This window comes from Ectopseudomonas toyotomiensis, from assembly GCF_017167985.1.
Classification (GTDB): Bacteria; Pseudomonadota; Gammaproteobacteria; order Pseudomonadales; family Pseudomonadaceae; genus Aquipseudomonas; species Aquipseudomonas toyotomiensis.
Map to the genome: position 1 here is coordinate 1,106,872 of NZ_CP070505.1, position 26,664 is coordinate 1,133,535.

Sequence of the window (26,664 nt, forward strand, 5' to 3'; positions counted from 1 at the left end):
AAGGGCCGGGCGCATCTTGTCTTGGGCCAGCCAAGCGCTGAAACTGCGCGTCATGGAAAGCCTACGTCGTCAGATCGAAAAACAGGTGCACAGCCTTACCGGCGCCTCGCTGGGCATACTCGACCTCGACCAGCCGCGCGGTGATGCCGGACTGTTCGGCCCCGAGTCGATGGTCTGGAAAGTCCACGCCGACTTCACCGCGATGATGGTCAGCGGCATCTCCGCCCTACTCCTGCAGATGCTCCACCCGCTGGCGCTCGCCGGGGTGTGGGATCACTCCACCTTTCGCCAAGACATGCTCGGCCGCCTGCGCCGCACCAGCCTGTTCATCGCCGGCACCACCTACGGCGGGCTGCACGATGCCGAACAGCTGATCGACAAGGTGCGCCACATCCACCTGCAGGTGGTCGGCAGTGCGCCGGACGGTCGCCCTTATAGCGCCAGCGATCCCGAGCTGCTGACCTGGGTACATGTTTCCGAGGTCAGCCAGTTTCTCGCCGGTTACCTGCGCTACGTCGACCCGCAGCTAGCATTGGCCGAACAGGATCGCTACTACCGCGAGGTCGCGCTGATCGCCGAGCGCCTCGGCGCGCGGGACGTGCCCAAGTCGCGCCAGGCCATCAGCGACTACCTGCAGCGTATGCGTGCGCAGCTGCTCTGCGACGAGCGCACCCGCCAAGTGGTGCGGCTGCTGTATGCCGCACCGGTGCCCAACATTCTCGCCAGACCCTTCGGCAACCTGATGATGCAAGCCGGCGTTGACCTGCTGCCGGACTGGGCCAGCGATCTGCTTGGCGAGCATCAGGCGCCCTGGCGCCGTCCGCTGATTCGCAGCAGCGTGCAACGCACCGCCACGCTGCTGCGCTGGGCGATTCGCAACAGCGCCGCACAGCGTGCCCACCGTCGTCTAACGCCGCACCTGTAGGGTTGCCACAGTCGAGCAGGCGGGTTACGCCCGCCCTGTGGCCATACCCAGCGGCTTTTCTTGATAGACTGCCGGCCTTCCTTTCTCCGAGACGCCGCGCATGCCTTCTCTTGACCAAGCGCTGCGCGCCGCCCTCGCCGCTCGCGAAAACCTGCTCGCGGAGCTGCACGCCCAAGGCACCGACTGCTACCGCCTGTTCCACGGCAGCCAGGAAGGCGCGCCAGGCCTGACAGTCGACCGCTACGGCCCGCAGCTGCTGGTGCAGAGTTTTCATCAACCGCTGGAGGCCGACGATCTGCACAGCATCGTCGGCAGTGTCGAAGCCTATCTGAGGCAGCCATTGCTGTTGGTCTACAACGACCGCTCCAAGGGCAATTCGCGGATCGATCGCGACCCAACCCTGTTCCAGGCCGAGGATGCAGCACTGGAGGATATGGTCAGCCGCGAATGGGGGCTCAATTACCGCGTACGCGGTCGGCATGCCGGACAAGATCCTCTGCTGTTTCTCGACCTGCGCAACGCCCGTGGCTGGGTCAAGGCCAACAGCGCTGGCAAGGCCGTGCTCAATCTCTTCGCCTATACCTGCGGCGTCGGTCTATGCGCCGCAGCAGGCGGCGCACGCGAGGTGATCAACCTCGACTTCGCCCAGGGCAACCTCGCCGTGGGCCAGGAGAACGGCGCGCTCAACCCCGAATTGCCCGCCATGCAGTTCATCCAGTCCGACTATTTTCCGGCGATTCGTCAGTTGGCCGATCTACCGATCAGCAGCCGCCGAGGACAGAAACTGCCGAGCTACCCGCGCCTGCAACCGCGCCAGTTCGACCTCGTGTTCCTCGACCCGCCCGCCTGGGCCAAGAGCGCCTTTGGCACCGTCGACCTGCTGCGCGACTACCAGAGCCTGCTCAAACCGGCACTGCTGGCCACGGCCGAAGGCGGCACCCTGGTGTGCTGCAACAACCTGGCAAAGGTGGAGATGAGCGACTGGCGCGCGCAGGTGCTGCGCTGCGCCGAGAAGCTCGGCCGCCAGGTGCAGGATTGCCAGGTCATCGTTCCTGCGCCCGATTTCCCTTCGCAAGACGCCAAACCGCCGCTGAAAACCCTGATCCTGCACCTCTGAACCGGGACTTACGTGCAATCTGACTGCAGCGATAACGACCGGAACTGAACCGCCGTGCCATACTCCAAGTCGTCTCCTCGTCTGGATAGATGACGCCAAGCCATGCCCAAAGGACTGAAGCGCGCGCTGAGCGCACTGTTGATCACCGTTTTCCTCTACAGCCTGATCGGCTTTCTGATTCTGCCGGGCATCGCCCTGCGCATCGCCAATCAGCAGTTGGCGCAGTACGCCACGCTACCCGCCTCGCTGCAGCGCGTGCAGCTCAACCCCTTCACGCTCGAGCTGAGCCTTTGGGGCCTGCGTATCGGCGAGAGTGGCCAGGAGCAACTGAGCTTCCAGCGCCTCTACGCCAACCTGCAGAGCGATAGCCTGTGGAGCGGTGCCCTGCACCTGAGTGACGTAGAGCTCGACGGCGCACGTACCGAGATACTGTTCGACAAAGATGGCACGCTCAATCTCACCCAGTTGTTCAATCTGCCGCAAAGCCAGGCAGAACCCAAGGCAGAGAACAGCGAGCCCTTCCCGCTGCGCATCGACAGCATTCGTCTACGCGAGAAGTCGCTGCGCTTCCAGGACCTGCGCCCGAGCGAGGCCGTGGAATTCGCCTATGACGCACTCGATCTGGAATTGCACAACCTCAGCACCCTGGCCGGCGACAACGCCGAAATGACCATGACCGCCAGTGGCCCGCACGGCGCGCAGATCGACTGGCGCGGCCAGGTCAGCCTGACGCCCATCACCTCCAGTGGCAGCCTGAGCGTCAGCGACGGCCGCCTGAGCACCTTCTGGCCTTACGTGCGCGACGCACTGCCACTGGTCCTCAAGGAAGGCCAGGTCGACCTCAGCAGCGACTATCGCCTAGACCTGTCCAGCGGTACCGAGCTGCAACTGAGCAAGATCAAGGTGCAGTTGGCCCCCTTCGCCATCGACGACCCGCAAGGCAAACCGCTGGTACGCCTGCAACGCCTGGATATCGACAACACCAGCCTCGACCTGGCCAAGCAGCAGGTGGTGGTCGGCGAGGTACGCAGCCAGGGGCTGGAGGCCTGGGCAGCACGCGAAGCCGACGGCCAACTGGACTGGCAGAAGCTGTTCGCCAAACCAGAAAGCGCCAAGAGCGAAGCAGCCGAACCCGCGGAGCAGGCCGGTGAGAGCAAGCCCTGGCAAGTGCTGCTGCAGGATGTGCAGCTGCGCGACTACAAGGCTCACCTGGCCGACCGCGTACCGCAACAGGAAGTGGCGGTGGAGGTCGGCCCACTGAACCTCGACCTGAAGAACTTCGACAGCCTCGGCGACAAACCTTTCGACCTCAGGCTCGACACCGGCCTGGGCAAGCAGGGCAAGCTGCAGGCGGCCGGCAACGTACAACTGAGCCCAACCAGTGCTCAGCTCAAGGTCGCCACCCAGGACATCGACCTGCGCCTGGCGCAGGCCTACCTGAGCCCCTTCATTCGCCTGGAACTGCGCAGCGGCCTGCTCGGCAGCGACCTCGACGTGCAGCTCAAGAGTACCGAGCCGCTGGCACTCAGCGTCACAGGCAGCGCCCACGTCGATCAGTTGCACACTCTGGATACCCTGCGCGAACGCGATTTCGTGCGCTGGAAACAGGTACGGGTGAGTGGTCTCGACTACCGCCACGGCGAAAGCCTGGCCATCGAACGCGTGGAGCTGGATCAGCCCTATGCACGCTTCGTGATCAACGAGAACCTGACCACCAACGTCAGCGAGCTGATCGTGCCGCAGCCGACGACGCCGAACGAGAGCAAGACCGATGCGGGCAAGCCGCTGGCGATCCGCATCGGCGGCGTAGCCATCAATGACGGCTCGGCCAACTTCGCCGACTTCAGCCTGACCCCCAGCTTCGCCACCGCCGTTCAGCAGATGAACGGGCGCATCGGCGTACTCGACAATCAGAAGCCGCAAGCCGCCAGCGTCGATATCCAGGGCAAGGTCGACCGCTACGCGCCGATGAGCATCAAGGGCAAGCTGACGCCATTCGATCCGCTCAACAGTCTGGATATCGCCACCAGCTTCAAGAATGTCGAGCTGACCACCATCACCCCCTACTCCGGCAAGTTCGCCGGTTATCGCATCCGCAAGGGCCGCCTCAACCTCGACCTGCACTACCGCATCGAGAAGGGCCAGCTCAATGCCGAGAACAAGGTGCTGGTGGAGAACCTGCAACTGGGCGAGCGCGTCGACAGCCCCGACGCCGTGGACCTGCCGATTCGCCTGGCAGTCGCCCTGCTCAAGGACACCCAGGGGCGCATCGCCATCGAGTTGCCGGTACAGGGTGATCTGAACAATCCGCAATTCAGCGTCATGCCCATTGTCTGGCAGACCCTGCGCAATCTGGTGTTGCGCGCGGCCCAGGCGCCGTTCAAGTTCATCGCCGGGTTGGTCGGTGGCAGCAACGTCGACCTCAGCACCGTGCCCTTCGTCGCTGGCTCTGCGGAGCTGCAGGGCGACGCGCGCCAGGCCCTGGACACACTGGCCAAAGCGCTCGAAGAGCGCCCGAATCTGCGTCTGGAGGTAGAAGGCCAGGCCGCGCAGAGTGCCGACGGCCCGCTGCTGGCCGAGCAGCGCCTGCAGCGCGAATTTCGCGAAACCTGGTACAAGGTGTTGCAACGCCGTGGTGACAGGGTACCGGCCAGTCCCGATGAGCTGACGGTCGCCGAAGACGAACAGGCCGCGCTGCTCGAAGGCATCTATCGCGCCCGCCTCAAGCAGCAGCCGCCAGCCGAGTGGGCCGAACTGGACAAAGAGCAACGCCAGCAGAACATGCGCAAGGCGGTGCTGGACTCCTGGGCGCAAAGCAAGCTGCTGCTGCGCCAACTGGCTCAGCAACGCGCTGCAACGATCAAGGATTATCTGGTTGAACAAGGCGGGTTGTACGATGAACGTGTCTACCTGATCGATGCCAACCTGGGTGAACCCGAAGCCGACGGCCGCGTGCTCACCACCCTGCACCTGGACAGCCAATGATCATGCGCAGCTTATCCATCATCACGCTCACAAGCCTGGTTGCCGGCCTGCTCAGCATCAGCGCGCAGGCCGACACGCTACGCTGCGGCAGCGCTCTGGTCAGCCTTGGCGACCGTCCGTTCGAGGTCGAGCGTAAATGTGGCGCGCCGGTGCACCGTGACCCGGTCGGCTACACCCTGGGCTCCTATGACCGCCGCGAGTACATGATCGAGGAATGGGTATACGGCCCGAGCAATGGCATGCTCAGCATCCTGCGCTTCGAGGGTAACCGCCTGACCGCCATCGAACGCCGCCGCGAACGCTGAACAGGAGGCTCTCATGCGCAAATTCAGCTGTCTGCTCACGCTACTCTGTCTGCCCCTGATGGCCGAGGCGTCTTCCACCTATCGCTGCGGTAGCGCCCTGGTCAGCAAGACAGCACCCACCGCAGAGGTGCTGAACAAATGTGGCGAGCCGTCCAGTCGCGACTTTGTCGGTTACAAGGAAGTGGTCGACAGCTACGGTTTTCGCAACGAAGTGAGCGTCGAGGAGTGGGTCTACGGCCCGAAAAGCGGTATGTACCACTTTCTACGCTTCGAGGGCGGCCGCCTGACCGAAGTCCGCAGCAAGCGCGGCAGTTGATGCTGCGCAGCATGCAGGGCACTCGGAGCGGCATGCGCATCGTGCGCCCTGCATAAAAATCAAGGCCCCGCCGGTCACACCGGCGGGGCCTTCGCGCATCCATGCCTGTCGCTATCCGTGCTGAACAGGCGTCCTGCCCGTAGCCATCCGTGCTGAAGATACATCCGTTTCTGAAGCTATCCGTACCTGTGGGCATCCTTACCCGGCAATCCGTGCTCAGAGCTTGTCGCTGAAATCGCGCAGCTCTTGCTGGGCCTTTTCCTTGGTCCAGCCGTAACGTTCTTGCAGCTTGCCGGCCAGGTACTCGCTGTGGCCCTCGGCGACGTCCAGGTCGTCATCGGTCAGGTTACCCCAACGCTCCTTGATGCGACCGCTGAGCTGCTTCCATTTGCCTTTGATGATGTCGCTATTCATGGTCATTCTCCCAGTGACAGAAAGTGGGGCCGGGCGCTGGCCCGGCCGGCTCGGCTATCAGTCAGCGGTTTTCAGGGCATCGGCGGACACGTCACGCACACCCTCGATTTCCTTGGTCTTGGCGATGGCCAGATCACGCTCGGCGTCAGTTGCGACCACGCCGGACAGGGAAACTACGCCCTGGTTGGTCTCGACCTTGATGTCCAGCGCGCTGAGGTTCGAGTCAGCAACGAAGGTGGACTTCACTTTGCTGGTGATCCAGGTGTCGGATACCGCCTGCTCGGCTTTATCCACAGTGTCATTGGCCGCCAGCATGGTCGGCTCTGCGGCGAAGGCTGCCGAGGCCAGCGACATGCTCAGCACGGCAGCGGTCAGGGTGGTAGCGGCAAAACGGTTGATTGGCTGTTTCATGATTCGACTCCTGTACATTCCAGACAATCTGCAAACCAACTCCTGGTTGCAGGTTCACCAGTACTATTGCAGGGCCTGTGCCAGGTTTTTAAATTAAATTAAATCCTTTAAAAACAAGAACTTAAATAAAATTACCACTATGCTTTTGATTGCATTTCGCCGAGTCGCAAAAAATCTCTCGGGCAATTTGCATGATCCGATAAGCGAGTAAACGCATGCATCGCAGTCGCATCTCAGGTCGGCAATGATGAACCCTGACGATCACGCACAAAAAAGGGCTCCCGCAGGAGCCCTCTCGTTCGAACAGGCGAACCGTGCTTAGACGCCAGAGGCCTCGGCAGCCGCTACGTCCTTGATCGACAGCTTGATACGGCCGCGGTTGTCCACGTCCAGCACCAGTACCTTCACTTCCTGGCCTTCCTGCAGCACGTCAGTGACCTTCTCCACGCGCTGATCGCTGAGCATGGAGATGTGCACCAGACCGTCCTTGCCCGGCAGGATGTTGACGAAGGCACCGAAGTCGACGATGCGCTCGACCTTGCCGACGTAGATCTTGCCGATCTCGGCTTCGGCAGTGATGGCCAGAACGCGCTGCTTGGCAGCCTCGGCCGCTTCCTTGGTTTCGCCGAAGATCTTGATCGAGCCATCGTCCTCGATGTCGATCGAGGCCTTGGTTTCTTCACAGATACCACGGATGGTCGCGCCACCCTTGCCGATCACGTCGCGGATCTTGTCCTGGTCGATCTTCATCGCCAGCATGGTCGGCGCGTTGGCCGACAGCTCGCTGCGCGATTGGGCGATAACCTGGTTCATCTGGCCGAGGATGTTCAGGCGGGCTTCCAGCGCCTGCTCCAGCGCCTGCTCCATGATTTCTTCGGTGATGCCCTGGATCTTGATGTCCATCTGCAGCGCGGTGACGCCTTTGGCAGTACCGGCTACCTTGAAGTCCATGTCGCCCAGGTGGTCTTCGTCACCGAGGATGTCGGTCAGGACGGCGAATTTCTCACCTTCCAGCACCAGACCCATGGCGATACCGGCAACCGGTGCCTTCATCGGCACACCGGCGTCCATCAGCGCCAGGGAAGCGCCGCACACCGAAGCCATGGAGGAAGAACCATTGGACTCGGTGATTTCCGACACCACGCGGATGGTGTACGGGAACTCGTCAGCGCTCGGCAGCATGGCGGCAACGCCACGACGGGCCAGACGGCCGTGGCCGATTTCGCGACGGCCAGTAGCGCCCATGCGACCACACTCACCGACCGAGTACGGCGGGAAGTTGTAGTGCAGCATGAAGGGGTCTTTCTTCTCGCCTTCGAGGGTGTCGAGCAGTTGCGCGTCGCGGGCGGTACCGAGGGTGGCCACGACCAGCGCCTGGGTTTCGCCACGGGTGAACAGCGCCGAGCCGTGGGTCTTGTCCAGTACACCGACTTCGATGTTCAGACCACGTACGGTGCGGGTGTCACGGCCATCGATACGCGGTTTGCCGTTGACGATGTTCTCGCGCACGGTGCGGTATTCGATCTCGCCGAAGGCTTCCTTGACTTCACCGGCAGTAGGCTGACCTTCTTCGCCGGAGAACTTGGCCACGACCTGATCGCGCAGCTCGCCCAGACGCGCGTAGCGGTCCTGCTTGATGGTGATGGTGTAGGCCTGGGAAATCGCGTCACCGAACTCACCACGGATGGCGTTCAGCAGCGCGGTGTTTTCCGGCTTCGGCTGCCAGTCCCAGGTCGGCTTGCCGGCTTCGGCAGCCAGCTCGGCGACAGCCTGGATGACAACCTGGAACTCCTCATGGGCAAACAGCACAGCGCCCAGCATCTGGTCTTCGGTCAGCTCTTTGGCTTCCGATTCGACCATCAGCACGGCGTCCTTGGTACCGGCCACGACCATGTCCAGGCTCGAAGCCTTGAGCTGCTCGTAATTCGGGTTCAGCAGGTAGCCGGTTTCCGGGTGGAAGGCAACGCGCGCAGCACCGATCGGGCCGCTGAACGGGATACCGGAGATGGCCAGGGCAGCCGAAGTACCGATCATCGCCGCGATGTCCGGATCGGTCTTCTTGCTGGTGGAAACCACGGTGCAGATGACCTGCACTTCGTTCTGGAAACCTTCCGGGAACAGCGGACGGATCGGACGATCGATCAGACGCGAGGTCAGGGTTTCTTTCTCGGAAGGACGCGCTTCACGCTTGAAGAAACCACCTGGGATCTTGCCGGCAGCGTAGGTCTTTTCCTGGTAGTGCACGGACAGCGGGAAGAAGCCCTTGCTTGGGTCTGCAGTCTTGGCGCCGGTTACGGCGACCAGCACGCTGACGTCGTCGTCAACGGTTACCAGCACTGCGCCGGAGGCTTGACGGGCGATACGGCCAGTCTCGAGGGTAACGGTCGACTGACCGAACTGGAATTTCTTGATTACCGGGTTCACGGTGTTTTCCTTCTCTTTGTTGCCTTGGGGGAAATTGGAAAGAAGCGCGGGAGTCGGACCCGATGCATCCCTCGAAAAGCCAAAAGCTGGGAGCCCAGCGCCCCGAGGTGAGGATCACTCCCCACTCGCGACGCCGAACTCCCAGCTTCCAACTTGTGCAGCTCGCGTCTATTAACGACGCAGGCCCAGGCGACCGATCAGGGCGCTGTAACGACTGGTGTCTTTACCCTTCAGGTAGTCCAGCAGCTTACGACGCTGGTTAACCATACGGATCAGACCACGACGGCTGTGGTGATCTTTGCCGTTGGCCTTGAAGTGGCCTTGCAGCTTGTTGATGTTGGCGGTCAGCAGGGCAACCTGCACTTCCGGGCTACCGGTATCGCCTTCAGCTTGCTTGTAGTCGTTAACGATCTGGGCTTTTTCTTCAACGCTGAGTGCCATGTTGGCTTCCTCTCATCTGGAAACTGCCGAAGCAGTCTCAATAGGCCGGGAATCGCTTCCCGTGTTTTAAAAAGAGGTATGACCGTGCCTACTAACAGCCACCCTCGCAGCACCTGATGACGACATCGTCAGCATCAGGCTTTCAGCCATCTCGGCCGAACCGTTCGGTGCTACGCACCGGTATAAATCAATCGACGCGGGGCGATACGCCCATCGTCGCTCACTTCACCGATACCGATGAAGCGACCATTGTGATCCTGCACCCGCACCATGCCGAACTTCGGAGCTTCCGGCGCACGTACCGGCTGCCCTTGCAACCAGTAGAACGCGCTGTGCTCGGAGAACTGCAGCAGCGGCCAGTCTTGCAGACCACTATCGGCCGGCAGCAGGAAGCGATCCAGCGCCTCGTTACCACCTTCGGCGTGTGCGGCTTCCAGTTCTTCAAGCGTCACGGTGCGCGTCAGGTCGAACGGGCCCGCCTTGGTACGGCGCAGCTCGGCGACATGTGCCCCGCAGCCGAGCAACTGGCCGAGATCCTCGACCAGCGTACGGATATAAGTGCCTTTGCTGCAATCAACCGCCAGGCGGGCCTGCTCGCCTTCGCAGGCCAGCAGTTCCAGGCGCGCAATAGTAACAGAACGCGCTTCGCGCTCCACTACTTCACCCGCACGAGCCAGCTTGTAGAGTGGCTGACCATCCTTCTTCAACGCCGAGTACATCGGCGGTATCTGCTTGATTTCACCTCGAAAGCGCGGCAGCAGCGCCTCGATCTCGGCGCGACCGACGGTCACCGGGCGCCGTTCGATCACGTCGCCTTCGGCATCACCAGTGGTGGTGGTGACGCCCAACTGAGCGACGGTCTCGTAGCCCTTGTCGGCGTCGAGCAGATACTGGGAGAACTTGGTCGCCTCACCGAAACACAGCGGCAGCACACCGGTGGCCAACGGGTCGAGGCTACCGGTGTGACCGGCCTTCTCGGCATTGAGCAGCCAACGCACCTTCTGCAGCGCGGCGTTGGAGGTGAAACCGTGCGGCTTGTCGAGCAGGATGATGCCGTCAACCTTGCGGCGAATACGTTTTACCTGCGCCACGCCTTACTCCTTGGAACCCGCGGTGTCGTCGTGCAGACGATCTTCCGCCACGGCACGCTCGATCAGTGCCGACAGGTGAGCACCGCGCTGGACGCTCTCGTCGTAGTGGAAGTGCAGCTGTGGCACGCTGCGCAGCTTCATCGCCTTGCCCAGTTGCATGCGCAGGAAACCGGCCGCGTCGTTGAGTACCTTGAGGCTCTCTTTGATCGCCTCGGCATCATCCTGCCCCATGACGGTGATGAAGACCTTGGCGTGACCGATATCACGACTGACGTCGACTGCGGTGATGGTCACCAGCCCCAGACGCGGATCCTTGACCTCACGCCGGATAAGCTGGGCCAGTTCGCGTTGCATCTGGTCGCCGATACGCTGGGTACGGCTGTAATCTTTGGCCATTTTCTACTTACCTTTACTGCGTCCGCCGTCTGTTCGCCAGCGGACTCAAAAGCGGCAAACGCCCGGCCGCGCGAATGCGGGGCCGGGCGTTGCGTGTTGCGACTCGCGATTACAGGCTGCGAGCCACCTGGACTTTCTCGAACACTTCGATCTTGTCGCCGACCTTGACGTCGTTGTAGCTCTTCACCGCGATACCGCACTCCATGCCGTTACGCACTTCGGCGACGTCGTCCTTGAAGCGACGCAGCGATTCCAGCTCACCTTCGAAGATCACCACGTCTTCACGCAGTACACGGATCGGACGGTTACGGAAGACAGTGCCTTCGATGACCATGCAACCGGCAACCGCGCCAAACTTCGGCGAACGGAACACGTCACGCACTTCGGCGGTGCCCAGGATGTTCTCGCGAACATCGCTGCCGAGCATACCGGTGAGCGCCTTCTTGACGTCTTCGATGATGTCGTAGATGACGTTGTAGTAGCGCATGTCCAGGCCTTCGGCCTCGACGATCTTGCGCGCACCAGCGTCAGCACGGACGTTGAAGCCGAACAGCACGGCGTTGGAAGCCAGCGCCAGGTTGGCATCGGACTCGGTGATACCACCGACGCCGCCACCGACCACACGCACCTGCACTTCATCGTTACCCAGGGTGCTGAGCGAGCCTTGCAGGGCTTCCAGAGAACCACGCACATCGGACTTGAGCACGATGTTGAGGGTTTTCTTCTCTTCCTGGCCCATGTTCTCGAAGATGTTTTCCAGCTTGCCGGCGTGAGCACGGGCCAGCTTGACCTCACGGAACTTGCCTTGACGGAACAGGGCAACTTCGCGGGCCTTCTTCTCGTCGGCGACCACAGTCATGTCGTCACCGGCATCCGGCGTGCCGTCGAGGCCGAGGATCTCGACCGGAATGGACGGACCGGCTTCCTTGATCGGCTTGCCGTTCTCGTCAAGCATGGCACGCACGCGGCCATAGTTGACGCCGACTAGGACCATGTCGCCCTGACGCAGGGTACCGTCCTGAACCAGCACGGTGGCCACCGGGCCACGGCCCTTGTCCAGACGCGATTCGACCACCACACCACGACCCGGGGCCGACGGAGTGGCTTTCAGCTCGAGGACTTCAGCCTGCAGCAGTACGGCTTCGAGCAGCTCGTCGATGCCGGTACCCATCTTGGCCGACACATGCACATAAGGTGCATCGCCGCCCCACTCTTCCGGGATCACGTCGAGAGCGGCCAGGCCGTTCTTGATGTTGTCCGGGTTGGCATCAGGCTTGTCGATCTTGTTCACCGCGACCACGATCGGCACGCCAGCCGCTTTCGCGTGCTGTACGGCTTCCTGGGTCTGCGGCATCACGCCGTCGTCAGCTGCAACGACCAGGATGACGATGTCGGTGGCCTTGGCACCACGCGCACGCATGGCGGTAAACGCAGCGTGACCGGGGGTGTCGAGGAAGGTGACCATGCCACGCTCGGTTTCCACGTGGTAAGCACCGATATGCTGGGTGATGCCACCCGCTTCACCGGAAGCCACCTTGGCGCGACGAATGTAGTCGAGCAGCGAGGTCTTACCGTGGTCGACGTGACCCATCACGGTCACCACCGGCGCGCGGGACACGGCCTCACCTTCGAACTTCAGCGACTCGGCCAGCGAATCTTCCAGGGCGTTATCGCTGACCAGCTTGACCTTGTGGCCCAGCTCTTCGGCGATCAACTGGGCAGTTTCCTGATCCAGCACCTGATTGATGGTCACTGGGGTGCCCATCTTGAACATGAACTTGATGACTTCAGCAGCCTTGACCGACATCTGCTGGGCCAGGTCGGCCACCGTGATGGTTTCGCCAATGGCTACGTCACGCACCACCGGGCCGGCCGGAGCCTGGAAGCCATGCTGGTTGCGCTTCTTCATCTTCGACTTGCCGCGGCCACCACGACGGAAACCGTCGCTTTCTTCATCGACGCTACGCGGAGCGACGCGCGGAGCCGGCGCCTTCTCCTTGGTAGCGGGGCGATGCTGGGTGTGCTTGCGATCGCGACGCTCGTCTTCATCAGAGCGTGCCTTCTCGGGGCGACGCACTTCTTCTTTCTTGCGCTCGACTTCGACGACCGGAGCGGCAACCAGCGGTTCGCTGACAGGCGTCGGCGCGGCAGCAGGTGCGGCAGTTTCGGTCGTGGCAGTTGCAGCCTGGCGCTTGGCTTCTTCTTCGGCCTTGCGCTTAGCTTCTTCCTCGGCCTTCAGGCGCTCGGCCTCGGCAGCGGCCTGCTGAGCTTCCAGCTCGCGCTGCTTCTCGGCTTCCAGCTCTTCCGGGCTGCGCTTGACGAAGGTCTTCTTCTTGCGCACTTCAACACTGATGGTCTTGCTACCAGCGACGCGCAGCGTGCTGGTGGTCTTGCGTTGCAAGGTAATCTTGCGCGGCTCTTCGACCTTGTCGCCGTGACTGCTCTTGAGATGGGCCAGCAGGGCCTGTTTCTCACTATCGGTCACTACTTGTTCGGCACTGTCGTGGGACAGGCCAGCTTCACGCATCTGCTGCAGCAGGCGCTCAACCGGGGTGTCGACCACTGTGGCCAGTTCTTTCACCGTGACTTGCGTCATGCATCTTTCTCCTCAGGCCGCAACCGCTTATTCGAACCAATGGGCTCGGGCGGCCATGATCAGCTTGCCGGCACGCTCTTCGTCGATGCCGTCGATGTCGAGCAGGTCGTCAATCGACTGCTCGGCCAGGTCTTCACGGGTAATCACGCCGCGCAGCGCAAGCTCTAGAGCCAGCGCCTTGTCCATGCCTTCCAGTTCCAGCAAATCATCTGCCGGATGGGCATCGGCCAACTTCTCCTCGTTGGCGATCGCCTTGGTCAGCAGACGATCCTTAGCCCGTGCACGCAGCTCATTGACGATCTCCTCGTCGAAGCCATCGATACTGAGCATTTCTTCCATGGGTACGTAGGCAATCTCTTCGAGACTGGTGAAACCCTCTTCGACCAAGACTTGAGCCAGTTCTTCGTCGACTTCCAGCTCGTCGATGAAGGACTGCATGATGTCGCCGGTTTCTGCCTGTTGCTTGGCCTGAATGTCCGCTTCGGTCATCACGTTCAGGGTCCAGCCGGTCAACTGACTGGCAAGACGCACGTTCTGACCGCCACGACCAATGGCCTGGGCCAGGTTGTCTTCGCCAACGGCGATGTCCATGGCATGGGCATCTTCATCGACGATGATCGCAGCCACTTCAGCCGGCGACATGGCATTGATGACGAACTGCGCGGGATTGTCGTCCCACAGCACGATATCCACGCGCTCACCGCCCAGTTCACCGGAAACGGCTTGGACGCGCGAACCACGCATACCGATGCAGGCACCCTGCGGGTCGATACGCTTGTCCTTGGAGCGCACGGCGATCTTGGCGCGCGAACCCGGATCACGGGAGGCGGCCTTGACGTCGATCAGCCCTTCGGCGATTTCCGGTACTTCGATGCGGAACAGCTCGATCAGCATTTCCGGAGCGGTACGCGACAGGATCAGTTGCGGGCCGCGGTTCTCGGTACGAATTTCCTTGAGCAGGGCACGCAGACGCACACCAACGCGGAAAGTCTCGCGCGGAATGATGTCTTCACGGGCCAGCAGCGCCTCGGCGTTGTTGCCCAGGTCGACGATGACGTTGTCGCGGGTGACCTTCTTCACGGTGCCGGAGATGATCTCACCCAGGCGCTCGCGGTAGGCGTCTACCACCTGAGCACGCTCGGCCTCGCGCACTTTCTGCACGATGACCTGCTTGGCGGTTTGCGCGGCGATGCGACCGAACTCGATGGAATCGACCTTCTCTTCGAGCACGTCACCGATCTTGGCGTTGGCCTCGACGGCCTGCGGCATGTCCTCGGTCACCTGGTAGGCCGGGTCCTCGAACTCGGACTCATCGACCACGGTCCAGCGGCGGAAAGTTTCGTAGCTACCGTTCTGACGGTTGATCGACACACGCAGGTCGACTTCGTCCTCGAAACGTTTCTTGGTGGCGGTCGCCAGAGCCAGCTCCAGCGCCTCGAAAATCACGCCGGCCGGTACACCCTTTTCGTTGGATACCGACTCAACAACCAGCAGTACTTCTTTGCTCATCGTACGCCTCGCCTTTCGCAATCCATTGGTTCTGCACAGTCCGCATCACGTTCACGCCATTGGCGCTATCTTCGTGAGCTGCCGCGCTACCTTCGCGCCATCTGTGTCGCTTGCGCTGCGCCGACAATCGACAGTCCAGCAGCGCCACAGAATCCGCATCTCAATCAAATCGGGGGATGATATTGGCCTTGTCGATCAGGTCGATCGGCAACAGATACTCGTGGTCATCCACCTGAACTACCACGTCCTGCTCCTCCACACCGCGAAGGAGGCCCTGGAAGTTACGACGCCCGTCGAAAGGCGAACGCAGCTTGATCTTCACCTGTTCACCGGCATGCGTCGCAAACTGTTCGAGGGTGAACAACGGACGATCCATGCCAGGAGAAGAAACTTCCAGTGTGTACTCCGAGGTAATCGGATCCTCGACATCGAGCACACCACTGAGCTGACGGCTGACGATTTCACAATCGTCGATCAGGATGCCATCGGCTTTATCGATATAGACACGCAGCAGCGAATGACGCCCCTGCGACAGGAACTCGATGCCCCAACATTGATAACCGAGCGCCTCGATTACTGGGGCCAACAAGGCCTGCAACTGTTCTAGCTTGCTCGACACTTAACGGCCCTCGTGCATGCTGTGCAAATAAAAAATGGGCGAAACGCCCATCCCTTCAATCCGCCGTAAATACCAACGGACACTGTCTTTCAGCTAACAAAAAGCCCCTGAAAAGGGGCCTGCTGAAACTGGTTGCGGGGGCAGGATTTGAACCTACGACCTTCGGGTTATGAGCCCGACGAGCTACCAGACTGCTCCACCCCGCGTCAAAGCTGGGCCGGAATTATACGGCCACCCCCTGGCGAGGGTCAACCAAACACTCCAGCAACAAGAAAGCCCGCGAACTGCGGGCTTTCTTGAGTATGGTACCGAGGAGGGGACTCGAACCCCTACAGCCTATGGCCACTACCACCTCAAGGTAGCGTGTCTACCAATTCCACCACCTCGGCAAAACTGTTACTGCTCTGGAGCCTCCGGCACATCCGAAGCATCGGACGCTGGAGCTTGCTCTTCGAGCACCGGCACATCTTCGACAGCCGGTTTTTGTTGAACTTCCAGAACCGCTGGATCTGGCAGACCAACTTGAGTCAGTGCATCAGCTTTTTCTTTAGCAAAGAACGCTAAACCCAAGCTGGTAATGAAAAAAGCCGCGGCAAGTATACCAGTAAACTTACTCAGAAAGGTAGAGGAACCTTGGCTTCCGAATACAGTTGCCGAAGCACCCGAACCGAACGACGCACCCGCGTCAGCGCCTTTACCCTGCTGCAACAGCACCAGCACTACAATCCCGATCGCACCCAGCAGGTGCAGAACAACAATGACTGTTTCCAGCATTCTTCAGTTTCCTGCAGCGCGACAGATCGCACCGAATTCATCCGCATTCAGAGAGGCGCCACCTACGAGCCCCCCATCGATATCCCGCATGCCGAACAACTCGGCAGCACTGGCGGCCTTCACACTGCCACCATAAAGAATTCTCAGCCCACTCGCGACACCAGCATCGAACTGCGCAACTTGCGCGCGGATCGCTGCATGCACTTCCTGAGCCTGCTCGGGCGTAGCGGTCAACCCGGTGCCAATGGCCCATACAGGCTCATAGGCAACTACGGCGTTCTTCAGCGCATCGACACCCAACGCATCGATCACCGCGGCCAACTGGCCACCCACCACACCCAGCGTTGTATTCGCTTCACGTTGCTCGCGGGTTTCACCAACGCAGAGCACCGGAGTCAAACCTGCAGCCTGTACCGCTGCAAACTTGCGCACGACCACTTCGTCACTTTCACCCAGAATCAGGCGACGTTCGGAGTGACCAACCAGCACCAGCTCACAACCGCCGTCGAGCAACTGACTAACCGCCAGTTCACCAGTCAAGGCACCCTGCTCTACTTGTGCTGCACAATCCTGCGCTCCAACCATCACCGCTTTACCATTCAGGCTTTCGAAGACCTGAGCGATATGCAGACTGGAGGGAAACACCGCAACATCGACATCAGCAGGAAGTACCTGCTGACGTACACCTTCGATCAGCTCTGCGACGCTTGCGCGGGTACCGTGCATTTTCCAGTTACCAGCGACCAAGGGGCGACGCATGTTTTACCTCGTCGATCAAAGAGGGCGCAGATGTTACCCAAGAGCACCCGCGGTAGCAAGCGCAATCAAGCACAGACTTCGGCAACAATCTTAGCCAATTCATCGGCATAGCCGCGAACCGAGCTTTCCTCGTCACCTTCGACCATCACCCGCACCAGCGGCTCGGTGCCGGACTTGCGCAGCAGCACGCGACCGCGCCCAGCCATGCTCTCGGTCACCCGCGCGCAGGCTTCCTTCACCGAAGGATGCTCGAGCGGATCGACAGCACCGGAGAACCGCACATTGACCAGCACCTGCGGACACTTCTTCAGATCGCTGCGCGCATCAACCAGGCTCTGACCACGGCGCTTGAGTGCCATCAGCACCTGCAGGGCCGCAATAATCGCATCGCCAGTCGTGGTGTGCTGGAAGCACACCAGGTGCCCGGAGTTCTCGCCACCGAGCTGCCAGTTGCGCGCCAGCAATTCAGCGATCACATAACGATCGCCCACATTGGCGCGAATGAATGGGATGTTCAGATCGGCCAGAGCCAGTTCCAGCCCGAGATTGCTCATCAGCGTGCCGACCACACCACCACGCAGCCGCCCCCGCTCCTGCAGATCACGCGCAATGATGAACAACAGCTCATCACCATCGACCACCGCACCATATTGGTCGACCATCAGCACACGATCAGCATCGCCATCGAAGGCGATACCCAGATCGGCCTCCTGCGCGACCACTTCGGCCTGCAGCGCGGCAATATGTGTGGAACCGCAAGCATCATTGATATTGAGGCCATCGGGCTGCGCCGAAATGACTCGAACCTCCGCACCCAGCTCGCGAAATACACTCGGCGCGACCTTGTAGGCAGCGCCATGGGCGCAATCGATGACGATCTTCAGACCTTTGAAGCTGGTGCCACTGGGCACGCTGCCCTTGCAGAACTCGATGTAGCGACCGGAGGCATCGTTGATCCGCGAAGCTTTGCCAATACCGGCAGATTCGACCACGGTCATCGGCTGATCGAGCAACTCTTCGATCATCGCCTCGACATCGTCCGGAAGCTTGGTGCCTTCGCTGGAAAAGAACTTGATGCCGTTATCGTCATGCGGATTGTGCGAAGCACTGATGACGATACCGGCATCGGCCTGAAAAGTGCGCGTCAGGTAGGCAATGGCCGGCGTCGGCATTGGCCCGAGCAGTTGCACGTCCGCCCCCGCTGCAGCCAGCCCCGCCTCGAGGGCGGACTCGAACATGTAGCCAGAGATACGCGTGTCCTTGCCGATCAGGATCCGGCACTTGCCCTGCTTGCGAAACGCCATGCCAGCCGCCCAACCGAGCTTGAGCATGAAATCCGGAGTAATGGGAAACTGGCCAACGCGACCACGAATACCGTCGGTGCCGAAGTACTTTCTAGCCATAACGCTTTCCTTGTTATTGCGCCGCTTCAACCGCAGCGATCATGCGCACCACGTCCACCGTTTCGGCGACATCGTGCACACGCAAAATATGTGCGCCCTTGGTCAATGCCAGAGCAGCCAATGCCAGACTGCCGTAGAGGCGCCCGCCCACCTCGTGACCGAGCACCTTGCCGATCATGCTCTTGCGTGACACACCAACCAGCAATGGCCGCCCCAACGCAGAGAGCTCACTCATGCGCTTGAACAGGGCGAGATTGTGCTCCAGGGTCTTGGCAAAACCAAAGCCCGGATCGAGCAGGATCCGCTCAGCGGGAATACCGGCTGTCGCGCAGACAGCCATGCGCTCGACGAGAAAATCACGCACCTCAGCGACGATATCCGGATACTGCGGATCATCCTGCATGTTGCCGGGCTCGCCGCGCATATGCATCAGACACACCGGCAGCCCCGTATCTGCCGCCGCATCCAGAGCGCCATCACGCTGTAACGAACGCACATCATTGATCAGCCCCGCACCCAGCCTTGCACTTTCGCGCATGACTGCGGGGGTCGAGGTGTCCACGGAAATGATCACGTCGAGCTGACGAGCGATAGCTTCGACCACCGGCGCAACCCGTTCCAGCTCCTCGGTAGGCGAAACGCTTCGCGCCCCAGGGCGGGTGGACTCACCACCGATATCGATCAGCGTCGCACCGGCCGCGACCATCTGCTCGGCGTGACGCAATGCAGCATCGCGCGCCGTAAAGCGCCCACCGTCGGAGAAAGAATCAGGGGTGACATTGAGGATGCCCATCACCTGCGGACGGGACAAATCAAGAAGCCGGCTACCACAGGGTAGCCGGCTCGGGTGTTGCGCTTGAGACATATGAAACCTTAGTGCTCGGCCGCCGGCCCACCAATGGGCTTTTCAGAACGATCTGGCTCGTCGACCTTGGCCTGCGGAGCACCGGAGTCACCGCCACCATCCCAGCCGCGCGGCTCACGAGGCTCGCGACCATTCATGATGTCATCGATCTGCTCGGCGTCGATGGTTTCGTACTTCATCAGCGCTTCGGCCATGGCATCGAGCTTGTCACGGTTCTCAACCAGTAGTTTCTTGGCCGTGGCATAGCATTCATCGATGATACGACGCACTTCCTCGTCGATCTGCTTGGCAGTCTCGCCGGAAACGTTGCTGGCCTGGCTGCCCATGCTGCGACCGAGGAAAACTTCACCCTCTTCTTCCGCATACATCAGCGGGCCCAGCTTCTCGGAAAGACCCCACTTGGTGACCATGTTCTTGGCCAGCTGGGTGGCGCGCATGATGTCGTTCGAGGCGCCCGTGGTGACACCATCGAAGCCCAGAGTCATCTCTTCGGCGATACGACCACCGAACAGCGAGCAAATCTGGCTGATCAGCGCGCGCTTGCTGAGGCTGTAACGATCCTCTTCCGGCAGGAACATGGTCACGCCCAGGGCACGACCACGCGGAATGATAGACACCTTGTAAACTGGATCGTGCTCGGGCACCAGGCGACCAACGATGGCATGGCCCGCCTCGTGGAACGCAGTGTTGAGCTTCTCCTTGTCGGACATGACCATGGTCTTGCGCTCGGCACCCATCATGATCTTGTCCTTGGCCAGCTCGAATTCCTTCATTTCCACTAAGCGCTTGCCAGCACGAGCGGCGAACAGAGAGGCTTCGTTGACCAGGTTGGCCAGATCGGCACCGGAGAATCCCGGGGTACCGCGCGCGATGACCGCCGGATTGACGTCGTCGCCCATCGGCACCTTGCGCATGTGCACTTTCAGAATTTGCTCGCGACCGCGAATATCCGGCAGACCAACGACCACCTGGCGGTCGAAGCGGCCAGGACGCAGCAGCGCAGGGTCGAGAACGTCCGGACGGTTGGTGGCAGCGATGACGATGATGCCGTCATTCATCTCGAAACCGTCCATCTCCACCAGCAGCTGGTTGAGAGTCTGCTCACGCTCGTCGTGACCGCCGCCCATGCCGGCGCCACGATGGCGACCCACGGCGTCGATCTCGTCGATGAAGATGATGCACGGCGCGTGCTTCTTGGCCTGATCGAACATGTCGCGAACGCGGGAAGCACCCACACCCACGAACATCTCGACGAAATCGGAACCGGAAATGGTGAAGAACGGCACTTTCGCCTCACCGGCCACGGCCTTGGCCAGCAGCGTCTTACCGGTACCCGGCGAGCCGACCATCAGTACGCCACGCGGGATACGACCGCCCAGGCGCTGGAACTTGCCCGGATCGCGGAGGAATTCCACCAGCTCGCTGACTTCTTCCTTGGCCTCGTCGCAACCGGCGACGTCGGCAAAGGTGGTCTTGACCTGATCCTCGGAGAGCAGGCGCGCCTTGGACTTACCAAAGCTCATCGGCCCGCCCTTGCCGCCGGCCCCGCCTTGCATCTGACGCATGAAGAACATGAATACGGCGATGATCACCAGAATCGGGAAGCTTGCCACCAGCAGTTGAGTCCAGATGCTTTGCTGCTCAGGCTGCTTGCCTTCGATGACCACGTTGTTGTCGATCAGGTCGCCAATAAGGCCGCCGTCCTGGATCGCCGGACGAATGGTCTTGAACCCCTCGCCATCGGTGCGCTTGCCGGTGATCACGTAACCATCGACGGTCACGCGCTCGACGCGCCCTTCCTTCACCTGCTCGATGAATTGCGAGTAGCTCAGGGTCTGCGGCTCGCTCGGACTGGAGAAGTTGTTCATCACGGTAACCAGCACCGCCGCGATGATCAGCCACAGGATCAGATTCTTTGCCATGTCGTTCAATTAGCTACCCTCTGAAGCAGGCCTCGTGGCGAAGCAGGCTTCCCATGACGACCAATGATATACCGACTAACTTACACCAAACGCCCGCTTCCCGCAGGCGCCGTCTGTAACCCTTTATGAGGTTTCTGCCACTGAGACCGACAGGGCGGACACCAGTTTCAACTCACATCCCGCGAAAGCCGCGCGCCAACAGATATTGCTCACGGGAGCGATCGCGCGAGGACAGCGGCTTGCGCATCTGCACCTTGTCGAACGTCTCGCGCACCTGCTTGTGGTAGGCGTCGAAACCTTCGCCCTGGAAAATCTTGATCAGAAAATCGCCACCTGGGCGCAAGACACGCCCGGCCAGATCCAGCGCCAGCTCGCACAGATACATGGCACGTGCCTGATCGGCGGTTCTCACCCCACTCATATTGGGGGCCATATCGGAAATAACAAGGTCCACCGGATTTTCGCCGATGGCCTCGAGAATCTGCGCGAAGACCGCGTCATCGGTGAAATCACCCTGAATGAAGGTGACATCGGGAATGCTGTCCATCTCCAGGATGTCGGAGGCGATCAGACGCCCTTTGTCGCCGATCACTCGACTGGTGACCTGCGACCAGCCGCCTGGCGCGGCGCCAAGATCGACCACGGTCATGCCCGGGCGCAGGATGCGATCCTTCTCCTGGATTTCCAGCAACTTGTAGCTGGCACGCGAACGATAGCCGTCCTTCTGCGCCATCTTCACGTATGGATCATCGAAATGTTCTTTCAGCCAACGCTGGCTGGTCTTGGAACGTGCCACTGAAACCTCTGACTCAACGGGTCATGAATAACTGCGCGGGCTCGGGTAAGATAGGCGCCGTTTTCCAGACCGAATTAGGTACTAACGATTATGCCGCTCACTCAAGAGCAGAAGAAACAATTCAAATCTATCGGCCACCACCTGAAACCTGTATTGATCGTGGCTGACAATGGTTTGACCGAGGGCGTGCTGGCCGAACTGGACCGCGCCCTGAACGATCACGAGCTGATCAAGGTACAGCTGCGCCTCACCGAACGCGAGGATCGCCAGGCCGCCATTGTAGCCCTGTGCGAGAGCGGACGCGCTGAACTGGTCCAGTCGATTGGCAAGGTCGCCCTGCTCTATCGCAAGAACCCCAAGCCGAATCGCAACCTGTCCAACGTTATTCGTTACCAGGGTTGAGGCGCTTCCATCGCGATCAGAGGCAGGCATGGCGTGCCCTGATCGCGAATGAATTCGCGTCTGAAAGCGTCGTTAGCGCCTGACCGGCGCCCCAGGCACGGGCTGCAGCACCAGCAACAGCCCACAAAACGCCATCACCAGATAGCTGAAGCGCAGCCAGTACTCGACATCGGGCCAGTAGCGCAACACAGCGAAGTAGCTCAGGGCCATGACCGCAACGGTCAGCAGTAGTTGCCCACGCATATCCCGCAATAGGCTCGACAGACCTTCACTGCGCAGCAAGGCAAAAGCCTGCAGAGCAACGCATACCGCTGTCAGACCGACCAGTAGCGACACCAGCCGCGTGGCTATCTCCTGCACCAGCAGAGGTGCCAGGCCGGTCTGGCCGATGGCTGGCAGAATGACGAATTGCAGCAACCACAAGCCGCCGACCCAAAGAGTCTGGGCCAGCTGCCAGCTAACGGCAGCCGCCCGCGACGGCTGCTGTGACTTATATGTGGCGGACTTCGACAATCTCGTACTCGATCAGGCCACTGGGGGTCTGCACCGCAACCACGTCGCCTTCATTCTTGCCAATCAAGGCACGGGCGATAGGCGAGCCGACGGAGATCTTGCCCTGCTTGATGTCGGCTTCATCTTCGCCAACGATCTGGTAGGTCACGCTTTCGTCAGTCTCGACGTTGGCGATTTCCACCGTAGTGCCGAAGATCACCTTGCCGGTGTGCTCGATAGTGGTGACATCGATGATCACCGCGTTCTGCAGACGACCTTCGATATCACGCACACGCGCTTCGACCATGCCCTGCTGCTCACGCGCGGCGTGGTACTCGGCGTTTTCCTTGAGATCACCCAGCTCGCGGGCTTCACCGATGTCCTGACTGAGTTTCGGGCGAACCACCTTGGTCAGGTGCGCCAGCTCTTCTTCCAGGGCGCGAGCGCCCTGAACGGTCATTGGATATTTGTTCATGCCTTGATTCCTGCATGCAGATCCTGCAGCCGGCGCACAGTCTTCTCCGGGCCGAACTTGAGCGCTTCACAGACCGCCTGACCCGCCGCGATGGTCGTGGTGCAGTAGATCTTGTGCTGCAGGGCGTTACGACGGATCGAGTAGGAGTCAGCGATGGACTGGCGCCCCTCGGTGGTATTGATGATCAGGGTGACCTCATCATTCTTGATCATGTCGACGACATGCGGACGACCTTCAGTCACCTTGTTCACGCGACGAACTGGCAGACCAGCAGCCTCGATCACCTTGGCGGTGCCGGCAGTGGCAACCACTTCAAAGCCCAGCGCGACCAGATCACGGGCGACCTGAACGGCTTCCGGCTTGTCATCTTCACGTACGCTGATGAAGGCGCAACCGGAGTTCGGCAGGATCTCGCTGGCACCGAGCTGGGCCTTGGCGAAGGCTTCGCCGAAGGTGTCACCGACCCCCATGACTTCACCGGTGGACTTCATCTCCGGGCCGAGAATCGGGTCGACGCCGGGGAACTTGGCGAAGGGGAACACCGCTTCCTTGACGCTGAAGAACGGCGGGATGATTTCCTTGCTGTAACCGGCCTCGGCCAGGCTCTTGCCAGCCATGACGCGTGCAGCCACCTTGGCCAGCGACTCGCCGACGCACTTGGAGACGAACGGCACGGTACGCGAGGCGCGCGGGTTCACCTCGATGACGTAGATGTCTTCGCCCTGCACCGCCATCTGCACGTTCATCAGGCCAACCACGCCGAGCTCCAGGGCCATTTTCTTGACCTGGTCGCGGATCTCGTCCTGGATGTGCATCGGCAGCGAGTATGGCGGCAGCGAGCAGGCGGAGTCACCAGAGTGCACGCCGGCCTGTTCGATGTGCTGCATGATCGCGCCGATCACCACGGTCTCGCCGTCGCACACCGCATCCACGTCCACCTCGATGGCGCAGTTGAGGAAGCGATCGAGCAGCACTGGGCTGTCGTTGGAGACTTTCACCGCTTCGCGCATGTAGCGCTTGAGTTCTTCTTCCTGGTAGACGATTTCCATCGCCCGGCCGCCCAGTACATAGGACGGACGCACCACCATCGGGTAACCGATGTTCTTCGACAAGGCCAGGGCCTCGTCTTCGCTGCGCGCAGTGGCGTTGGCCGGCTGACGCAGATTCAGGCGCTGCACCATCTGCTGGAAGCGCTCGCGGTCTTCGGCGCGGTCGATGGCCTCGGGGCTGGTGCCGATGATCGGTACGCCCGCTTCTTCCAGGGCGCGGCAGATCTTCAGCGGAGTCTGGCCGCCGTACTGGACGATGACGCCTTTCGGCTGCTCGACACGGACGATTTCCAGCACGTCTTCCAGGGTCACCGGCTCGAAGTACAGGCGATCGGAGGTGTCGTAGTCGGTGGAGACGGTTTCCGGGTTGCAGTTGACCATGATGGTCTCGTAACCGTCTTCACGCATGGCCAGCGCGGCGTGTACGCAGCAGTAGTCGAACTCGATGCCCTGGCCGATACGGTTGGGGCCACCACCGAGGATCATGATCTTCTCGCGACTCGACGGATTGGCCTCGCACTCTTCCTCGTAGGTCGAGTACATGTAGGCGGTGTCGGTGGCGAACTCGGCGGCGCAGGTGTCCACGCGCTTGTACACCGGCAGCACCTTGAGCTTGTGGCGATGGGCACGCAGACTCTTCTCGGAAACACCCAGCAGCTTGGCCAGGCGCGCATCGGAGAAGCCCTTGCGCTTGAGCTTGAACATCAGGTCGCGGTCGATAGCCGACAGACCGAGGGTCTGCACGGTGGCCTCGTCCTTGATCAGATCTTCGATCTGCACCAGGAACCACTCGTCGATACGGGTCAGCTCGAACACTTCGGCGACGGTCTTGCCGGCGCGGAAGGCATCGGCCACGTACCAGATGCGGTCGGCGCTGGGCACGGTCAATTCGCGGCGCAGGGTGCTTTCAGCTTCAGGGTCGTTCAGGTCGAGCTTTGGATCGAAGCCGGCAACACCCACTTCCAGGCCGCGCAGGGCCTTCTGCATGGACTCCTGGAAGGTACGACCGATGGCCATGACCTCACCGACGGACTTCATCTGGGTGGTCAAGCGCGCATCGGCCTTGGGGAATTTCTCGAAGGCGAAGCGCGGCACCTTGGTCACCACGTAGTCGATGGCCGGCTCGAACGACGCCGGGGTACGACCGCCGGTGATGTCGTTGGACAGCTCGTCGAGGGTGTAGCCGACAGCCAGCTTGGCGGCGATCTTTGCGATCGGGAAGCCGGTGGCCTTGGAGGCCAGCGCCGAGCTGCGCGATACACGCGGATTCATTTCGATGACGACCATGCGGCCGGTATTCGGGCAGATACCGAACTGCACGTTGGAGCCGCCGGTTTCCACGCCAATCTCACGCAGTACCGCCAAGGAGGCGTTACGCAGGATCTGGTATTCCTTGTCGGTCAGGGTCTGTGCCGGCGCGACGGTGATCGAGTCACCGGTGTGTACGCCCATCGGGTCGAAGTTCTCGATGGAGCAGACGATGATGCAGTTGTCCTTCTTGTCACGGACCACCTCCATCTCGTATTCCTTCCAGCCGATCAGCGACTCGTCGATCAGCAGCTCACTGGTCGGCGACAGGTCGAGACCACGGGCGCAGATTTCCTCGAACTCTTCACGGTTGTAGGCGATGCCGCCACCGGTGCCGCCCATGGTGAAGGACGGACGGATGATGCACGGGAAGCCGACCTTCTCCAGGACGCCGTAGGCATCTTCCATGCTATGGGCGATGCCGGATACCGGGCAGGCCAGGCCGATGTCCTTCATCGCCTTGTCGAAGCGCGAACGGTCTTCAGCCTTGTCGATGGTGTCGGCGTTGGCGCCGATCATCTCGACGCCAAATTTCTCCAGTACGCCATGACGCTCCAGATCCAGCGCGCAGTTCAGCGCGGTCTGGCCACCCATGGTCGGCAGCAGGGCGTCGGGGCGCTCCTTCTCGATGATCTTGGCCACGGTGGCCCATTTGATCGGCTCGATGTAGGTGGCGTCGGCCATCGACGGGTCGGTCATGATGGTGGCCGGGTTGGAGTTCACCAGGATGACGCGGAAACCTTCTTCCTTCAGCGCCTTGCAGGCCTGAGCGCCGGAGTAGTCGAACTCACAGGCCTGGCCGATGACGATGGGGCCGGCGCCGAGGATCAGGATACTTTTGATGTCTGTACGTTTTGGCATTTTTTCTCT

24 protein-coding genes and 2 tRNA genes are annotated in these 26,664 nt (G+C 61.0%); 6 read left to right on the plus strand and 20 right to left on the minus strand.

Annotated features, from left to right (window positions below; genetic code table 11):
- The first annotated feature begins 52 nt into the window (after positions 1-52).
- The 5 genes from JWV26_RS05025 (at position 53) to JWV26_RS05045 (ending at position 5,648) form a co-directional block, all read left to right on the plus strand.
- Positions 53-925 carry an oxygenase MpaB family protein gene (locus tag JWV26_RS05025; protein WP_206418536.1) on the plus strand — a complete coding sequence of 291 codons (873 nt, stop codon included), beginning with the start codon at positions 53-55 and terminating at the stop codon, positions 923-925.
- Positions 926-1,025: 100 nt separating this feature from the next.
- Positions 1,026-2,042 carry a class I SAM-dependent rRNA methyltransferase gene (locus tag JWV26_RS05030; protein WP_206418537.1) on the plus strand — a complete coding sequence of 339 codons (1,017 nt, stop codon included), beginning with the start codon at positions 1,026-1,028 and terminating at the stop codon, positions 2,040-2,042.
- A gap of 102 nt (positions 2,043-2,144) precedes the next feature.
- The gene (locus tag JWV26_RS05035) at positions 2,145-5,027 is read left to right on the plus strand and encodes a DUF748 domain-containing protein (protein ID WP_206418538.1); all 2,883 of its coding nucleotides are present in this window, start codon (positions 2,145-2,147) and stop codon (positions 5,025-5,027) included.
- Entirely contained in the window at positions 5,024-5,332 is a 309-nt protein-coding gene (locus JWV26_RS05040) for a DUF2845 domain-containing protein (protein ID WP_045736373.1), read from the plus strand. The genes JWV26_RS05035 and JWV26_RS05040 overlap by 4 nt, the downstream gene beginning before the upstream one ends.
- A gap of 13 nt (positions 5,333-5,345) precedes the next feature.
- The gene (locus JWV26_RS05045) at positions 5,346-5,648 is read left to right on the plus strand and encodes a DUF2845 domain-containing protein (protein ID WP_074916311.1); all 303 of its coding nucleotides are present in this window, start codon (positions 5,346-5,348) and stop codon (positions 5,646-5,648) included.
- Between the two features lie 216 nt (positions 5,649-5,864).
- On the opposite strand, the gene JWV26_RS05050 is transcribed toward JWV26_RS05045, so the two are convergent.
- The 17 genes from JWV26_RS05050 to rlmE form a co-directional block, all read right to left on the minus strand.
- Positions 5,865-6,062 (minus strand): CsbD family protein, encoded by a 198-nt coding sequence (locus JWV26_RS05050; RefSeq protein ID WP_074916313.1) that lies wholly within the window; start codon positions 6,060-6,062, stop codon positions 5,865-5,867.
- A 57-nt stretch (positions 6,063-6,119) separates the two neighbouring features.
- Positions 6,120-6,473, minus strand: coding sequence for a BON domain-containing protein (locus JWV26_RS05055; protein ID WP_017675327.1), 354 nt, complete (start codon positions 6,471-6,473; stop codon positions 6,120-6,122).
- A 318-nt stretch (positions 6,474-6,791) separates the two neighbouring features.
- Positions 6,792-8,897, minus strand: a complete 2,106-nt coding sequence (gene pnp / locus JWV26_RS05060) for a polyribonucleotide nucleotidyltransferase (protein ID WP_074679481.1) — start codon at positions 8,895-8,897, stop codon at positions 6,792-6,794.
- Between the two features lie 171 nt (positions 8,898-9,068).
- Positions 9,069-9,338 carry a 30S ribosomal protein S15 gene (rpsO, locus tag JWV26_RS05065; RefSeq protein ID WP_004424394.1) on the minus strand — a complete coding sequence of 90 codons (270 nt, stop codon included), beginning with the start codon at positions 9,336-9,338 and terminating at the stop codon, positions 9,069-9,071.
- Between the two features lie 170 nt (positions 9,339-9,508).
- Complete coding sequence (truB, locus tag JWV26_RS05070; protein WP_004424396.1) at positions 9,509-10,429, minus strand: tRNA pseudouridine(55) synthase TruB; 921 nt, start codon at positions 10,427-10,429, stop codon at positions 9,509-9,511.
- Between the two features lie 3 nt (positions 10,430-10,432).
- Positions 10,433-10,825 carry a 30S ribosome-binding factor RbfA gene (gene rbfA / locus JWV26_RS05075; RefSeq protein WP_004424397.1) on the minus strand — a complete coding sequence of 131 codons (393 nt, stop codon included), beginning with the start codon at positions 10,823-10,825 and terminating at the stop codon, positions 10,433-10,435.
- Between the two features lie 109 nt (positions 10,826-10,934).
- On the minus strand, positions 10,935-13,421 hold the full coding sequence (infB, locus tag JWV26_RS05080; RefSeq protein ID WP_074916317.1) for a translation initiation factor IF-2: 2,487 nt from the start codon (positions 13,419-13,421) through the stop codon (positions 10,935-10,937).
- A 27-nt stretch (positions 13,422-13,448) separates the two neighbouring features.
- The gene (gene nusA / locus JWV26_RS05085; RefSeq protein WP_074916320.1) at positions 13,449-14,930 is read right to left on the minus strand and encodes a transcription termination factor NusA; all 1,482 of its coding nucleotides are present in this window, start codon (positions 14,928-14,930) and stop codon (positions 13,449-13,451) included.
- A gap of 160 nt (positions 14,931-15,090) precedes the next feature.
- On the minus strand, positions 15,091-15,549 hold the full coding sequence (gene rimP, locus JWV26_RS05090) for a ribosome maturation factor RimP (protein WP_004424406.1): 459 nt from the start codon (positions 15,547-15,549) through the stop codon (positions 15,091-15,093).
- Between the two features lie 129 nt (positions 15,550-15,678).
- Positions 15,679-15,755, minus strand: a tRNA-Met gene (locus tag JWV26_RS05095).
- A 97-nt stretch (positions 15,756-15,852) separates the two neighbouring features.
- Positions 15,853-15,938 (minus strand) — tRNA-Leu (locus tag JWV26_RS05100).
- A gap of 7 nt (positions 15,939-15,945) precedes the next feature.
- The gene (gene secG / locus JWV26_RS05105) at positions 15,946-16,323 is read right to left on the minus strand and encodes a preprotein translocase subunit SecG (protein ID WP_004424408.1); all 378 of its coding nucleotides are present in this window, start codon (positions 16,321-16,323) and stop codon (positions 15,946-15,948) included.
- Positions 16,324-16,326: 3 nt separating this feature from the next.
- A complete protein-coding gene (gene tpiA / locus JWV26_RS05110; protein ID WP_206418539.1) occupies positions 16,327-17,082 on the minus strand; it encodes a triose-phosphate isomerase in 756 nt (251 codons plus the stop codon).
- 65 nt (positions 17,083-17,147) lie between these two features.
- Positions 17,148-18,485: a phosphoglucosamine mutase gene (gene glmM / locus JWV26_RS05115; RefSeq protein ID WP_079782870.1), complete on the minus strand. Its 1,338-nt coding sequence runs from the start codon at positions 18,483-18,485 to the stop codon at positions 17,148-17,150.
- A gap of 13 nt (positions 18,486-18,498) precedes the next feature.
- A complete protein-coding gene (folP, locus tag JWV26_RS05120; RefSeq protein WP_079782868.1) occupies positions 18,499-19,350 on the minus strand; it encodes a dihydropteroate synthase in 852 nt (283 codons plus the stop codon).
- An 8-nt stretch (positions 19,351-19,358) separates the two neighbouring features.
- Positions 19,359-21,272: an ATP-dependent zinc metalloprotease FtsH gene (gene ftsH, locus JWV26_RS05125; protein ID WP_017675334.1), complete on the minus strand. Its 1,914-nt coding sequence runs from the start codon at positions 21,270-21,272 to the stop codon at positions 19,359-19,361.
- Between the two features lie 172 nt (positions 21,273-21,444).
- On the minus strand, positions 21,445-22,068 hold the full coding sequence (rlmE, locus tag JWV26_RS05130; RefSeq protein WP_017675335.1) for a 23S rRNA (uridine(2552)-2'-O)-methyltransferase RlmE: 624 nt from the start codon (positions 22,066-22,068) through the stop codon (positions 21,445-21,447).
- Between the two features lie 90 nt (positions 22,069-22,158).
- Here rlmE and yhbY point away from each other — a divergent pair, with 90 nt between their 5' ends.
- The gene (yhbY, locus tag JWV26_RS05135; RefSeq protein WP_017675336.1) at positions 22,159-22,470 is read left to right on the plus strand and encodes a ribosome assembly RNA-binding protein YhbY; all 312 of its coding nucleotides are present in this window, start codon (positions 22,159-22,161) and stop codon (positions 22,468-22,470) included.
- 72 nt (positions 22,471-22,542) lie between these two features.
- Here yhbY and JWV26_RS05140 read toward each other — a convergent pair whose 3' ends face one another.
- The 3 genes from JWV26_RS05140 to carB are packed head-to-tail and all read right to left on the minus strand — an operon-like array spanning position 22,543 to position 26,655.
- Complete coding sequence (locus JWV26_RS05140; protein ID WP_093052800.1) at positions 22,543-22,983, minus strand: DUF4149 domain-containing protein; 441 nt, start codon at positions 22,981-22,983, stop codon at positions 22,543-22,545.
- Entirely contained in the window at positions 22,961-23,437 is a 477-nt protein-coding gene (gene greA / locus JWV26_RS05145; RefSeq protein ID WP_072424263.1) for a transcription elongation factor GreA, read from the minus strand. The genes JWV26_RS05140 and greA overlap by 23 nt, the downstream gene beginning before the upstream one ends.
- Positions 23,434-26,655 carry a carbamoyl-phosphate synthase large subunit gene (carB, locus tag JWV26_RS05150; RefSeq protein ID WP_072424264.1) on the minus strand — a complete coding sequence of 1,074 codons (3,222 nt, stop codon included), beginning with the start codon at positions 26,653-26,655 and terminating at the stop codon, positions 23,434-23,436. Before carB ends, greA begins: the two co-directional genes overlap by 4 nt.
- Between the last annotated feature and the right edge of the window lie 9 nt (positions 26,656-26,664).